This is a genomic window from Hymenobacter sp. (assembly GCF_036387835.1).
Classification (GTDB): Bacteria; Bacteroidota; Bacteroidia; order Cytophagales; family Hymenobacteraceae; genus Hymenobacter.
This window is the reverse complement of sequence record NZ_DASVSY010000058.1, coordinates 62,511-75,811: the sequence shown is the minus strand read 5'-3', so window position 1 is coordinate 75,811 and position 13,301 is coordinate 62,511. Positions and strand designations below refer to the sequence as shown.

Below are 13,301 nucleotides of genomic sequence, written 5' to 3'. Positions count from 1 at the left end.
ATCCGGCCTATGACGACCACTGAACTGTCCGGGCTCACGGGCCGGCGGCCCAACGGGTGCCAGCATGCTGAACGGTCTTCTCGACCAATGACGAACTGCGGCCTGGCCCAAAGGGGTGCCACCACAAACATATGATGACGTTTTGAGTTTGTTCAATTCGTTATCTGCACCGAGCTGTCGTTGATTTCGGAGGGGTGGGTTTTGAGCAGGCGGATGATTTCGGCGCCGGCCAGAATCACGGGGCCGTAGCCGTGGGCCGCGTACACATTCACGGGGCGGTAGTAGTAGAATGCCGGGTCGAAGCCCATGCCGGTGCCCACGCAGGTGCCTTCCACCTGGCCTTTGTTGGTGACTTTGGTGCTCACCGCGTTCCAGGCCAGCAGCGCCATGGGGCCGTAGGCCTTGGTATCGAGCCAGCCTTTGTTGATGCCGTGGGCAATGGCGTAGGTGTAGATGGCGGTGGCTGAGGTTTCCAGGTAAGAGTCGTTGCGGTCGAGGAGCTGGTGCCAGAAGCCGCTGCCGGCTTGCAGGGCGGCCAGGCCTTTTACGTGGGCTTTGAGCTGCGCTAGAATGGCGGCCCGGCCGGGGTGGTCTTCGGGCAGTACGTCCAGAATGTCTACCGTCGTCATCAGGGCCCAACCGTTGGCGCGGGCCCAATGAAACTCGGGGTGCACGCTCATTTCCTGCACCCAACCGTGCATGTAGAGGCCCTTTTGCTGGTTGAACATACGCTGCGAAAACTGCGTGTACTGCTTCACCACTTCGTCGTAGTAGCGCCGCTCCCCGGTGAGCTTGCCCATCTGCGAAATAGCAGGCAAACTCATGTACAAATCATCGAGCCAGAGGGTGTTGGGCTGCGGACGGTTACGGGCCAACGTGCCGTCACTAAGCCGAAATTCCTTGGTCATGATGTAAGACATGAACCCATCAATCAGCGGGCGCAAATCGGCCGACAAGCCGGCGCGTTGGGCTTTGATCATGGAGGCAGTCAGGGCCCCGCCGTCGTCGAGGGCGTGCGGGTTCAGGAAGCCGCGCATGGGCGTGGGCGTCTGTGGGTTGGCGGCCTGAAAGTCGCGGGAGTAGGCGGCCAGCTCCGAGAGAAACTTCAGGCGGCTGAAGGTGTACTCGGTGTACTTTTTGTCGCCGGTTACTTCGCCGGCCAGCAGCATCCCCGAGTACGTAACGCCCCACTCGTAGCTGGTCAGGCGGAAGTCGCCGGGCTTGATGATGGCGTCGGGATTGAACTTGGCGCGGGTGCTAACGGTGGCATTGGTTTTCTTGTCGATCAGCTCGGCGGGCGTAACGGCGTTCAGGTACGTGTACACGCGGTCCAGCACCTGCTTCACTTCCTCGGCCTTGGTTTTGCCGTAGGGCACCGGATAATCGGGCTGCAACAGGTGCAGCGGCGTGGTGGTGTCGTTGGCTTTGGCCGGCGCCTTTTGCGCCACCAGCGGCGTGGCGGCCAGCAGCGTCAAGCCAAGCAAACCAGCCGTAAGGTGTCGTAGAGGAGCTTGGATCTTCATCGAGTAGTGGAGTGTTGAAGAGTTAGAGACTGTCATGCTGACGAGAGGAAGCATCGGCGTGTGGAGGCTGTTCGACGTAGAGACGCGACACTTGGCTATGCCGACCTTCGGTTTGCGTCTCGTCGTTGCTGACGTTGTTTAGATGAGCTTGTTCTGAACTGGTCGTTCAACGACGAGACGCGAACCGAAGGTCGGCATAGCCAAGTGTCGCGTCTCTACATCGTTCAAAACTGTCTAGTTGCCGTCCGGCTTTACCACGGTATTGCGGGGGCTGTCGGCCCACGTCCACTTGGTGAGTGGGTCGGGGTGGGCGGGGTCGAAGGCCGGGACGTTGGTTTTCAGGTATTTCACGAGGCCGAGCCTGTTGGCTTTGATGCCTTCCACCACGCACTTGGCAATTTCGTAGGCGCCGTAGGGGTTGAAGTGGGTGTTGTCGGCCAGGGCCTTTTCCTGACCGGGGTAGGTGTTGGCAGGATAGTGCACAAAGGCTTTCATCGACGCCTCTACGCCTAGCGCTTCGTAGAGCGTGGTGGTCATGGCGTTCAAGTCAATCAGCGCCACGCCTTCAGCCTTGGCCACTTGGCGGGCGGCGTCAGGGTAGTCGCCGAGGCTATTCACGTTTTTGCCCGTGGCTTCATCGAAGTTGCGGCGGGCGGTGGACGTGACGATAACCGGGATGCCGCCCTTCTTTTTCGCTTCGCTTACAAAGAATTTTAACCGCTCGGTGTAAGACTTATAAGCGCCGTCGTTGGGACCTTTTTCCTTCTGGTCGTTGTGACCGAACTCGACGAACAGGTAGTCGCCCGGCTTCATCACGCTGAGCACTTTGGTGAGGCGGCGGGAACTCAGAAAGCTCCCCAAGCTCAGTCCCGATTCGGCGTGGTTGGCAATGGCGACGCCCGGCTTGAAGAAGCGCGGAATCATCTGGCCCCATGCCGCCCACGGCTCGTCGTCCTGGTTGACGACGGTGGAGTTGCCGGCCAGAAACACCGTCACGGCGGTAGGAGGGGCGGGCGTTATTTCCAGGGCGTTCAGGCAGGTGGCCGCGCCGTTGAATTCCAGCGTCAGCTTGTCGTCCCAATCCAGCTTGCCTAGCTCGCGCGGCTTCAACCCCACCGTCAGGGTGTCGTTGATGCGGCGGCTTTTGAGGTTGACGGTGAAGGTTTCGGTGGTGAATTTGCCGGGCGCGGTTTCCGTCTTTTCCAGCAGCAAGCGCCGCGACTCCGCTTTGAGCGAGGTGGAAGCCCGCCTCTTCAGGTCGCCGAGCGTGACGGTGACGTTGTAGTTGCCTTCCGGCAAATCCACCGAGAAGTAGAACGGCTTGTCGCTGGTCACAAAGTCGCCTTTCAGCGCATCCTTGCCACCCCGGTCCACGGCCGTAACGGTGGTGTTGAAGTCGAACCCGTAGCCCCGCTCCGTGGAATAAGTGGCCGAGGGCAGCACCTGCCGGTAGCCCGGCGCCACGCTCCCCGCCCCGAAATCGAACTTGTAGCTGGTCTTGCCCGATTGGGCCGTGGCGCCGGAAGTCAGAAGCACACCAAGCAAGGCGGCCAGCAGGAAGAGGGGGCGTTTCATGGATAGGTGGTAGGTGCTGCTCTTAAAAGTACAGTCTACCCCCTCGTCTGCCTGCCTGTACTGTCATGCTTATGCAGCCCCAATAACAAGGTTTCGATAAGGCACGGGACGGCAAACCGGAACTTCATGTAACCTACAGCCCAATTATCTAGTCTTGAGGTATTCAACTCAACCTTCAACCTTATGACCACGCCCGCCGCAACCCAACGCCTGCAAAATCAAGTAGCTTTAGTTACGGGGGCCAGCTCCGGAATCGGGACCGGAGTAGCCAAAGCCATGGCCGCCGAAGGCGCCACCGTTGTCGTCAACTACGCCCACAGCGCCGACGAAGCCGAGGCCGTGAAAGAGGAAATCACGAAAGCGGGCGGCAAAGCCATTACCATCAAAGCCGACGTGAGCAAGGAAGACGAGGTGCTAGCCATGTTCGATGAAGTCCGCAAGGAGTTCGGCACGCTGCACATCCTCGTCAACAACTCCGGTATTCAGGTGGATGCGCCCCTGCTGGAAATGACGCTGGAGCAGTGGCAAAAGGTGATTGACGTGAACCTGACCGGCCAGTTTTTGTGTGCCCGCGAAGCCGCCCGCGAGTTTGTGAAGCGCGGTCCGCAGCCGGAAATTTCCAAGGCCACCGGCAAGATTATCTGCATGAGCAGCGTGCACGAAGTCATTCCGTGGGCCGGCCACGTCAACTACGCCACCAGCAAAGGCGGCATTATGCAGCTCATGAAAACCATGGCCCAAGAGCTGGCGCCCCACAAAATCCGGGTGAACAGCATCGGCCCCGGCGCCATTGCCACCCCCATCAACCTGGAAGCCCGCGACACACCCGAAGAAGAGAAAAGCCTGCTCACGCTCATTCCCTACGGCCGCATCGGCGAGCCCGCCGACATCGGCAGCGTCGCCGTCTGGCTCGCCTCCGACGAGTCCGACTACGTCACCGGCATCACCCTCTTCGCCGACGGCGGCATGACCCTGTATCCGGGGTTTGCGGATAATGGGTGATTTCTAGTTTTCTAGCTGTAGTTGCCTCATCCCCCTGGCCCCCTTCTCCTTCAGAGAAGAGGGGGCTTACGTCCTACTCATACTACTAGAACTAGTTCCCCTCTCTGAAGGAGAGGGGCTAGGGGTGAGGCGACTAGAAAACTAGTTCCCCCTCTCTTTTATTCCGCGCATCAAGCGGCGTAGGGGGCTAGGGGGTGAGGTCCCTCGCCAAAACTAAAAGCCGTGCTTTCTTCTTTTCAGAAATTGAAAAACTAAGGACCAGGTCCGATGACGAAAGAGCAAGAGCGGCAACGCGAGGAGCATACGGGCAAAGCGAAGTGGCACCAGTTCGGGCCCTACGTGAGCGACCGGCAGTGGGGTACGGTGCGCGAAGACTACAGCGCCGACGGCCAACCCTGGACCTACACCACCCACGATCAGGCCCGCAGCCGCGCCTACCGGTGGGGCGAGGAAGGCATAGCCGGCATCTGCGACCAGCGGCAGCTGCTGTGTCTGGCGCCCGCCTTCTGGAACGGCCACGACCCCATCCTGAAGGAACGCTTTTTCGGCCTCAGCGGGCCCGAAGGCAACCACGGCGAGGACGTGAAGGAGCTGTATTACTACCTCGACAACACGCCTACGCACTCCTACATGCAGATGCTCTACAAGTATCCGCAGCACGCGTTTCCGTACGACTGGCTGGTGCAGGAAAATGCCCACCGGGGCCGGCTGAAGCCAGAGTTTGAGTTGCTCGATACTGGTGTCTTTCACGAAAACCACTACTTCGATATCTGCATTGATTATGCGAAGGCCGACCCGCAGGACCTGCTGCTCCAGCTAACCATCCACAACCGCAGCGCCCACGATGCGCCGCTGCACGTACTGCCGCAGCTCTGGTTTCGCAACACCTGGAGTTGGGGCCACGACAGCTACAAGCCGCAGCTCAGCGCCGCCGCTCCCGGCCAGGTACAAGTCAGCCACGACCACCTGCCCGACCTGATGCTGCACTGCGAGCCACTGGACGGTGCGCTGCCGGAGCTGCTTTTCTGCGATAACGAAACCAACAAGCAGCGGCTGTTCAACTGCGCCAACGACGCACCCTACTGCAAAGACGGCATCAACGACTACCTGATCCACGGGTGGCAGCAGGCCGTAAACCCTACGCAGCGCGGCACCAAAGCCGCCGCTCACTATGTGCTGCACGTGCCGGCCGGCCAGAGCAAGGTGCTGCGGCTGCGGCTGGCTTCCCCAACCTTGAAAGAGCCGTTTGCTGATTTCGACCAGATTCTGAACCAGCGCCGCCACGAGGCCGACGAATTCTACCACCACCTGCAAGCCGACCTGCGCGATGCCGACGCCCGCAACGTGCAGCGCCAAGCGTTGGCCGGCATGCTCTGGAGCAAGCAGTTCTACTACTACGACGTGTGGCAATGGCTGCACGGCGACCCCGCCCAACCTACGCCGCCGCGCCAGCGCCGCAAGGGCCGCAACTCCGATTGGGAACAGCTCAACAACGAGGACATCATTTCGATGCCCGACAAGTGGGAATACCCTTGGTACGCCGCTTGGGACCTGGCCTTTCACTGCATCCCCCTGGCCCTGGTGGATGCCGAATTCGCAAAAAGCCAACTCCTGTTGCTTACCCGTGACTGGTACATGCACCCCAACGGCCTGCTGCCGGCCTACGAGTGGAACCTGAGCGACGTGAATCCCCCCGTGCACGCCTACGCCACCTGGCGCGTCTACCAGATGGACCGCAAGCACAGCGGCCCCGCCGATACCACGTTTCTGCAAACCATGTTTCACCGCCTGCTGCTCAACTTCACGTGGTGGGTGAACCGCAAGGACCTGAACGGCCGCAACGTGTTTGAAGGCGGCTTTTTAGGTCTCGACAATATTGGGGTGTTCGACCGAAGCGCCCCGCTGCCCACCGGCGGCCACATCGAGCAGGCCGATGGCACGAGCTGGATGGCCATGTTTGCCTTGAACATGATGCGTATTGCGCTGGAACTGGCCAAAACCTACCCGGTGTATCAGGACCTGGCCAGCAAGTTCTTCGAGCACTTCCTTTACATCGCCTACGCCATGGCCAACGTGGCCGACCTACAGCTGGACCTGTGGGACGACGACGACGAGTTCTACTACGACGTGCTCCTCGGCGACGACAACCAACGCACGCCGCTGCGCATCCGGTCAATGGTGGGGCTGGTGCCGCTGTTTGCGGTGGAAGTGCTGGAAGAAGATGCCCTCAAGAACGTGCCGCAGTTTGTAAGCCGCATGAACTGGTTTCTAAACAACCGGCCGCAGCTGGCCGCCATGGTGTCGCGCTGGCAAGAGCCCGGCAAGGGGCAAACCCACCTGCTGTCGTTGCTGCGCGGGCACCGCATGAAAAAGCTGTTGCGCCGTATGCTCGACGAGGCCGAGTTCCTGTCGGAGTACGGGGTGCGTTCTATGTCGCGCTACCATCAGCAGCATCCCTACGTGTTCGAGCACGGCGATGGCGTAAACTCCCGGGTTGATTACGAGCCGGGCGAGTCGAGTACCTCGCTATTCGGGGGCAACAGCAACTGGCGCGGGCCTATCTGGCTGCCCATGAACTTCATGATTGTCGAGTCGTTGCAGCGCTTCTACCACTACTACGGCCCCGATTTCAAGGTGGAATACCCCACCGGTTCCGGCCAGTACAGCACCTTGCTGGAAATCGCGCAGGCTCTTACCGCCCGGCTCACCAAGCTGTTCCTGCGCGACAGCACCGGCCACCGCCCCGCCTTCGGCGACGACAAACAGCTCCAGCAAGACCCACACTTCAAGGATTACCTACTCTTCCACGAGTACTTCCACGGCGACAACGGCAAAGGCCTCGGCGCCAGCCACCAAACCGGCTGGACCGGCCTCATCGCCAAACTGCTCCAGCCCCGGCCGGGGGACTGAGTAGTTGGTAATTATTGATTCTAAAGCTAGAAAGCTAGTTCCCCTCCTCAACTGAGCAGGGGCTAGGGGTGGTTGACCAAGCGTTGAACGTCCTGCTTGATCTGGCGTCCGCAGGTGGCGCATCAAGCCGGGCTACGTAGCCGAAGTCGAAGCATGTCGCTCGTGTAGCAACCTTAACGAAGCGAGCGAGATGCTTCCTGCTGTCAGATGATTGATTAGTTTGGCAACGTCAGCACGCGCGATGCTTCGGCTGTGCCTCTGCATGACGTGCTGAGTAAACAACGGCAGATCAACCATCCCTGGCTCCTCCTCAACTGAGGAGGGAACCAGCTCTTTATTCTAAAACAAAACAATATGTGGCTCGACCTCAGTACTCCTATTTCCGATGGCATGGCTTACTGGCCTGACAATGCGCCCGTCCACATCAAAAAGACGCTCAGCATCCAGCGGGGCGACGCGGCCAACGTGACGGAAATGAGCCTCAGTGTGCATACCGCCACCCACGTCGATGCCGCGCTGCACTTCCTCGATGATGGAGCCGACGTAGCCGCGCTGGACCTAAACACGCTCATCGGGCCCGCTCACGTAGTAGCCATCCAGGACCCGCACTTCATCACCCGCGAAGAACTGGAAGGCCTGCTGTTGCAGCCCGGCGAGCGGCTGCTTTTTAAAACCCGCAACTCCGACCAGGAGTGGGCACAAGCCCCCTTCAACCCCGATTTCGTGCGCGTCCGGGCCGATGCCGCCGAATGGCTGCGCGAGCAAGGTGTGGTGTGCGTCGGCGTTGACTACCTGTCCGTTGGCCCCGCCGACACGCACAACATCCTGCTCAAAGCCGGCATCAGCATCATCGAGGGCCTGGCGCTGCAACACGTGGAGCCCGGCCTCTACGACATGATATGCCTCCCCTTGAAAATCATTGGTGCCGATGGCGCCCCCGCCCGCGTCATCGCCCGAAAAGTGAATGAGTGAAGTGGTGAATGAGTGAAGTAGCCTATGGCCCAAACGGCGCGGTTGCTTGCTGACGTAGGCTACTTCCCTCATTCACTCATTTACCACTTCACTCATCCACTGTCGGAGCCTTTTCAAGATATTCGTTGTTGCTTGCCCGTGACTGAACCTACTCCCATCCCGCGTCCCGAACTGCTGCGCGTCCCCTACGACGATTACCGTGCGCTGCCAGCCATTGCCAATTCCGATCTTTCACGGCTGCGCGATGCGCTCCACGGCCGACCACCACGCTCAACCAGTTCGCAGGGTGCCTTAGGATTGGGCACAGCTTTTCACACAGCCCTACTGGAACCCGACCTCTACGAGCCCGGCCAACCCGGCATCAACGACAGCCTCATCTGGTGGATGGTAGATGGCGTCAAACTCAACCCCGAGCTAAGCAAGCTGCTGGAAATCGGTATCCCCGAGCCATGCTGCATCTTCACCGAGTCCACCACCGGTACCCTCTGCAAGCTCCGCGCCGACCTCATCGTCGACCAGCCCGGCCAGCCCTATACCATTGTCGACTTCAAAACCACCCTGGCCCGCGACCATGACCACTTCTACTCGCAATGCACCGGCTACGACTACGACCGCCAGGCTGCTTTCTACTCCGATGCCCTGAACGCCGACCGTTTTCTGCTAGTAGGCGTGCAAAAGGTGGAGCCGTTCAGCTTGTTTGTAATCGAGGTGCCCCCGCACATGCTAGCCGAAGGACGCAACAAGTACTTACGGCTCCTGAAGCTGCTCAACCCCGATACCTTGGTGCCAAGCGCCGTTGCTGGCGCCATCCGCACCGTGCGCGACTCCCTACTAGGCGACGAGTAACCGCCCGAAGTGGTGCCTAAGGCGTTGCTGCTTGCTGAAAGTATCTGCCGTTTTGCTAGGATTTGCTTAACCCGATTTCTATACTTGCGTAAACGTCAGCAAAACGACATTCAGCATGCGCCTTTTCAGCAATAATATTCCTAATAATAACTCGAACAATAATTCGGTTCGGGCTTGGAAGGCTATTGCACCATCGGAAAAATAAAATCATCAATTGATTTTCCTTTGAAAGCCTTCCACTACCTGGAAGGCTTTTTTTATGCCTGCTACAACAAGCATTGCTCTGGTTTCCTGCCTAAGCAAACTCGCTTGAAGTGCAGGGAAAGACAACAGCTGGGGGCAGCGCCCGTTTTGCCGCACGGCAAGCGGAGTGCGCCCGAAACAGCGCAGGTGGGGAAGCAGGCTCGGCGGCCGTAAGCTTCTCCACCTGTTTTTTTGTGCATTACGCAAGGACTCCTTTTTAGAGCAAGCTCCAAGCGGCGGGTATTTCAAGGGTTGAGAAGCAGGTGAGCGGCATCGGCACCGCTGGTTAAGGCGGCTTCCACGGTGCCAATGTAAGGGCCGTCGTACACGCCTTCGCCGGCAATGAAAAGAGTGTTAGCAACGGGGGTTGCCAGGGTGGCCCTCATTTCGCTGGCTCCCACGGTAGTGTAAGCGTAGGCGCCTAACGCGTACGGGTCGGCAGCCCAATTGATGATACGATGGGCACTAAGCTGGCGACGCAGGAAGGCGGGCGTGGTGCCGAGCAAGTCGGCCAGGGAAGCTAGCGCCTCGCTAAGCAGTTCGTCTTCTGGCGTATTGCGGCGCCGATAGGCGGCGGGGCCGGCCAGCCAGCCCGTGAGCAAAGGGCGCGGGTCGGGCAGCTGCGACCACCAGGTTGGAAAGGGTGCATCCGAAAACAGAAAACTTAGATCGGGCATTGGCTGCTGTACGTCGGGCGAGGCCTGCTGCCAGAACGGGTCTTTGAATTCGAGCAGCACCTTGATAACGGCCCCGTAGCCTAAACTAGCCGCCGCGGCCCGGTGCGCCGGTAGCGCCGGCTCGATCCGGAGGTAACCCGGACTCTCAGCTGCCGCTTGCCAGATACCGAGCGGTACGGTTATGAGGGCTTGTGGCGACCGGAAGATGCGTCCGTCCTGGCTGTGCACTTCCACCTGGCCGGGCTGCCACCGGATTTCCCGCACCGCGGTTGCCAGGTACACTTCGCCCCCGGCTGCTTCCACTGCCGTTGCCAGCCGCGCCATCAGGTTGCCGTACGTTCCCTCCGGATGGGGCGAGTCGTCGAAGCCACCGCCGCTTAGCTCGTCGCGGAGCGCAAAGGAGCTGGCCCGGCTGGCGTCGGCCGCGTCGTAGCCCTCGGCAAAGCGCGTGACTTGCTCGCGCATGGGGGCGTGCAGCGCATCGCCGAAATAAGTGGTAAGAAATTCAGCCAGGGGCAAGTCGTGGGGCAGAGCGTGCAGCTGGTCGAGTAGCTGCGGCACGTTCTGAATGAAGTCTTCCGACTCCCGAATGCGGCCCTCCACCACCTGGTAGGTGGTGCCGGTGGTGGGGAAGCTGGTCAGGCCGGCTTCGTCGAGCAGACCCCGCGTCAGGGGTACGGCACCGTGCAGAAACTCGGCGCCGGCTTCGGTAGGGGCCGAAAAGCCGTGGTCGGTGAACGTGTGAATCCGGCCGCCAACGCGGTGGCGGGCTTCCAGCACCACCACGCGCCGGCCGGCCTGGGCCAGCGTGCGGGCAGCATACAAACCCGCCGCCCCGGCCCCGATAATAAGCACTGCATCCGTCATACAACTTGTTTTATGCGCTAGCTCTACTGCCCAGGATAAAGAAATGTTGGGAGCTGCGCGTAAAATCCAGGCTGGCTGTGGGGGCCAAAGCGGGAATAGAGCCTGGCAATTCAGCGCTTTCTCACGCCCCGGCCGCTGCCAAATAAATAGAAGACTTTCAAAGCGCAACTATTGTATATAATACATATTTAATATAATATTAAGTAAGAATCTGTATGATAAGGTGTTGAAGGCAAAAGGAAGTGCGCTGGCGCCTTATCGACGTTGAAATTTACTTACCGGTTACGTTATGAAAACACTTCCCCAAAAGTATAAGTGGCTGGCCGAAGAGCCGGGTCCACGGATGATCAGAGAGGCGCTAGGTGAATTTGGCACCGTCGAAACGCAAGGCGCGGAGAACAACCTCGATATTATCCGCTGGGCCAAAGAAACGGGCGTGAAAAGCGTCACGCAGATGTACGTGGCCGACAGTATTCCGTGGTGCGGCCTCTTCATGGCCGTAATAGCCAAGCGGGCCGATAAGCCACTGGTGAAAGACCCGCTGTGGGCCCTCAACTGGGGTACGTTCGGCGTGTTCACCAAAACCCCGATGCTCGGCGACGTGCTGGTATTTGTGCGCCGCACCGCCGACGGTAGCCGCGCCGGTCACGTTGGGCTGTACGTGGGCGAAGACGAAACTGCCTACCACGTGCTCGGCGGCAACCAAGGCGACTGTGTGTGCGTGACCCGAATGCCCAAGGCCCGGCTCTACACCGCCCGCCGCCCAAGCTACAAGCTGCAACCCGACAACGTGCGCGCTATCCAGTTGGCTGCCACGGGTGTCCTGTCGCACAGCGAAGCCTAGGCAGGCAGCAATAAGGCCCCCACAGCGCAAGGGATTTAAAAAAGGAACGGCAAAGCCGCTCCTTTTTGTTTTGTTGGGAATCACCCGCCGCGCCACAACGAGCAGGCGCAACCTTTTCAGCCTCGAAACATCTCCTCGTCGGCGGACGGGCCGTAGATGGCCGGCACCGGGACGTCGAGTAGCCGGAGGTAGACGCTGAGCTGGCCGCGGTGGTGCGCCATGTGGCTGATGAGGTGGCGGATGATTTCGGCGCGGGTCTGGCACAGCAGCACTTGCTCGCCGTGGCGCAGGGTCCACAGCTGCTCGAAATCGTTGGGAGTGGCGTCGAGGAGGGCGGCGCGGGCCGTGGCGCCGTTGGTGTCGAGGTGCTCCAGCAACTCGTGGCTAGTGGTGGCTGGCTGGGCTTCCCGATCCAGAAAATAGGCCAGATCTACTTCGGTGGTGCGAAGCGTGTTGCCGATGCCGCCCATCAGGTCGGTAATGTGAGAAGCCAAGTGCCCGAGCGTCATCGACTTAGGGTGAGGCTGCCAACTGAACTGCGCTTCGGGGGCGCGGGCCAGTACGCGGCGGGTGGTTTGCAGCTCGTCGTCGAGCTCAGCTATCAGGGCTTGGGCGAAGGGGGCTAGCGTGTCGGTTAGCATAACTAAACGGGGGTTTGGTGGATGATATTCCAAACTTACTAGCGCCCTATGACAGCCCTATGTCAGTAGGAATTCGTGCCGGCGTAATTTTTCAACTGTAGTTCAACAGCTGGTGGTTCTATTAAATTTCTGCGCAACGGCTCACAGAACCTCACTAAATAGCGGGGCGCCTCGAAGCGCAGGCTTCGCGCTACAGCCTCAGTACACTGATTCAATAACGGGGCTACTCCTGCCCGAAGCCCTCGTAAGCCGCCCGCGCCAACTCCCGCAATTGCTCCTGAAGAGCCGGCGGCGAAACCACTTTCGCTTGCCTGGGAAACAGCAGCAGCCAGCGTCCTAAATAATCGAGCCGGCCGGTCAGGAAGGTGACTTCCAGCCAGCCATTGGGCAGGGTTTGCTCGTGGGCCCAACCGAAGTAATGCTTGTTTTCCTCGAAATGCGGCAAGGCCTCCGGCGCGAAGCGCACCACGGCCGGATACTGCTGCCGCTGCTCGGCCAGGCGCTGCCAGTAGGAGTGCAGTGTTTCGGGGCGGGGCGCAAATTGCTCGTCGCGGAGGTGCAGTTGGGCAATTCGGTCGAGGCGGAAATCACGGTACTCCTGGCGCAGCCGGCAGAACGCCACCACGTGCCAGTACTGCCCGAAATAAACGCCGATGGGCTCGACATCGCGCTGGGAAGGAGTGCCGTGGTAGCCTGCCCGGTAGTCGAGGGCCACCACCTGATGTTGGGCAATACCGGTAAGCAGCAACTGATGCGTGTTGGGCGCCAGCGGCATGGGCGCTTGCCGCGACGGCCCTCCCAAAACAGTGATGCGCGGGCTTAGCTCTTCCAGATAATCCCGGTCGGTGCGGCGCAGCACGGCGCGGAGCTTGTCCATGGCCGCGCGGCTAAGCTGGGCGATGTGGGCATCAGTGAGCTGGGCCACCAGCTTTTCGGCCGTAATAAGGGCGGTGGCTTCTTCGCGGCTGAACATAACGGGCGGCAGCCGGTAGCCGTCGGCCAGGCAGTAGCCCGCCCCGACTTCGCCGCACAGCGGCACGCCCGCCTCTTCGAGGGTGCGCAAGTCGCGGTAGATGGTGCGCAAACTCACGCCAAACCGCTCGGCTAGGTCCTGGCCCCTGACCAGGTGCCGGGCCTGCAACTGCACCAGAATAGCGGTAATCCGGTCGAAACGATTCATAGCTTCAGTGAAATAGCCATT

Annotated in this window: 10 protein-coding genes; 5 read left to right on the top strand and 5 right to left on the bottom strand. The window is 60.1% G+C overall.

Annotation, left to right across the window (positions count from 1 at the left end; translation table 11 throughout):
* Positions 1 to 152 precede the first annotated feature (152 nt).
* Both VF639_RS11470 and VF639_RS11465 read right to left on the bottom strand, forming a co-directional pair.
* Positions 153 to 1,523: a glycoside hydrolase family 88/105 protein gene (locus VF639_RS11470; protein ID WP_331146045.1), complete on the bottom strand. Its 1,371-nt coding sequence runs from the start codon at positions 1,521 to 1,523 to the stop codon at positions 153 to 155.
* A gap of 234 nt (positions 1,524 to 1,757) precedes the next feature.
* Positions 1,758 to 3,098, bottom strand: a complete 1,341-nt coding sequence (locus VF639_RS11465) for a rhamnogalacturonan acetylesterase (RefSeq protein ID WP_331146044.1) — start codon at positions 3,096 to 3,098, stop codon at positions 1,758 to 1,760.
* Between the two features lie 183 nt (positions 3,099 to 3,281).
* On the opposite strand from VF639_RS11465, the gene VF639_RS11460 reads away from it, so the two are divergent.
* The 4 genes from VF639_RS11460 (at position 3,282) to VF639_RS11445 (ending at position 8,828) form a co-directional block, all read left to right on the top strand.
* A complete protein-coding gene (locus VF639_RS11460; RefSeq protein ID WP_331146043.1) occupies positions 3,282 to 4,100 on the top strand; it encodes an SDR family oxidoreductase in 819 nt (272 codons plus the stop codon).
* Positions 4,101 to 4,367: 267 nt separating this feature from the next.
* Complete coding sequence (locus tag VF639_RS11455) at positions 4,368 to 7,010, top strand: MGH1-like glycoside hydrolase domain-containing protein (RefSeq protein WP_331146042.1); 2,643 nt, start codon at positions 4,368 to 4,370, stop codon at positions 7,008 to 7,010.
* Positions 7,011 to 7,364: 354 nt separating this feature from the next.
* Entirely contained in the window at positions 7,365 to 7,982 is a 618-nt protein-coding gene (locus tag VF639_RS11450) for a cyclase family protein (protein WP_331146041.1), read from the top strand.
* Between the two features lie 138 nt (positions 7,983 to 8,120).
* A complete protein-coding gene (locus VF639_RS11445; RefSeq protein ID WP_331146040.1) occupies positions 8,121 to 8,828 on the top strand; it encodes a PD-(D/E)XK nuclease-like domain-containing protein in 708 nt (235 codons plus the stop codon).
* 488 nt (positions 8,829 to 9,316) lie between these two features.
* Here the strand turns inward: VF639_RS11445 and VF639_RS11440 are convergent, their stop codons facing one another.
* Positions 9,317 to 10,615 carry a flavin monoamine oxidase family protein gene (locus tag VF639_RS11440; protein WP_331146039.1) on the bottom strand — a complete coding sequence of 433 codons (1,299 nt, stop codon included), beginning with the start codon at positions 10,613 to 10,615 and terminating at the stop codon, positions 9,317 to 9,319.
* A gap of 289 nt (positions 10,616 to 10,904) precedes the next feature.
* On the opposite strand from VF639_RS11440, the gene VF639_RS11435 reads away from it, so the two are divergent.
* Complete coding sequence (locus VF639_RS11435; protein ID WP_331146038.1) at positions 10,905 to 11,459, top strand: TIGR02594 family protein; 555 nt, start codon at positions 10,905 to 10,907, stop codon at positions 11,457 to 11,459.
* Positions 11,460 to 11,575: 116 nt separating this feature from the next.
* On the opposite strand, the gene VF639_RS11430 is transcribed toward VF639_RS11435, so the two are convergent.
* Positions 11,576 to 12,100 (bottom strand): DinB family protein, encoded by a 525-nt coding sequence (locus VF639_RS11430; protein ID WP_331146037.1) that lies wholly within the window; start codon positions 12,098 to 12,100, stop codon positions 11,576 to 11,578.
* 223 nt (positions 12,101 to 12,323) lie between these two features.
* Entirely contained in the window at positions 12,324 to 13,280 is a 957-nt protein-coding gene (locus tag VF639_RS11425; RefSeq protein ID WP_331146036.1) for a helix-turn-helix transcriptional regulator, read from the bottom strand.
* Between the last annotated feature and the right edge of the window lie 21 nt (positions 13,281 to 13,301).

Excerpts from the sequence above, each read along its gene's own strand:
- VF639_RS11470 (WP_331146045.1), bottom strand. The coding sequence starts at position 1,523 with ATGAAGATCCAAGCTCCTCTACGACACCTTACGGCTGGTTTGCTTGGC.
- VF639_RS11465 (WP_331146044.1), bottom strand. The coding sequence starts at position 3,098 with ATGAAACGCCCCCTCTTCCTGCTGGCCGCCTTGCTTGGTGTGCTTCTG.
- VF639_RS11460 (WP_331146043.1), top strand. The coding sequence starts at position 3,282 with ATGACCACGCCCGCCGCAACCCAACGCCTGCAAAATCAAGTAGCTTTA.
- VF639_RS11455 (WP_331146042.1), top strand. The coding sequence starts at position 4,368 with ATGACGAAAGAGCAAGAGCGGCAACGCGAGGAGCATACGGGCAAAGCG.
- VF639_RS11450 (WP_331146041.1), top strand. The coding sequence starts at position 7,365 with ATGTGGCTCGACCTCAGTACTCCTATTTCCGATGGCATGGCTTACTGG.
- VF639_RS11440 (WP_331146039.1), bottom strand. The coding sequence starts at position 10,615 with ATGACGGATGCAGTGCTTATTATCGGGGCCGGGGCGGCGGGTTTGTAT.
- VF639_RS11435 (WP_331146038.1), top strand. The coding sequence starts at position 10,905 with ATGAAAACACTTCCCCAAAAGTATAAGTGGCTGGCCGAAGAGCCGGGT.
- VF639_RS11430 (WP_331146037.1), bottom strand. The coding sequence starts at position 12,100 with ATGCTAACCGACACGCTAGCCCCCTTCGCCCAAGCCCTGATAGCTGAG.
- VF639_RS11425 (WP_331146036.1), bottom strand. The coding sequence starts at position 13,280 with ATGAATCGTTTCGACCGGATTACCGCTATTCTGGTGCAGTTGCAGGCC.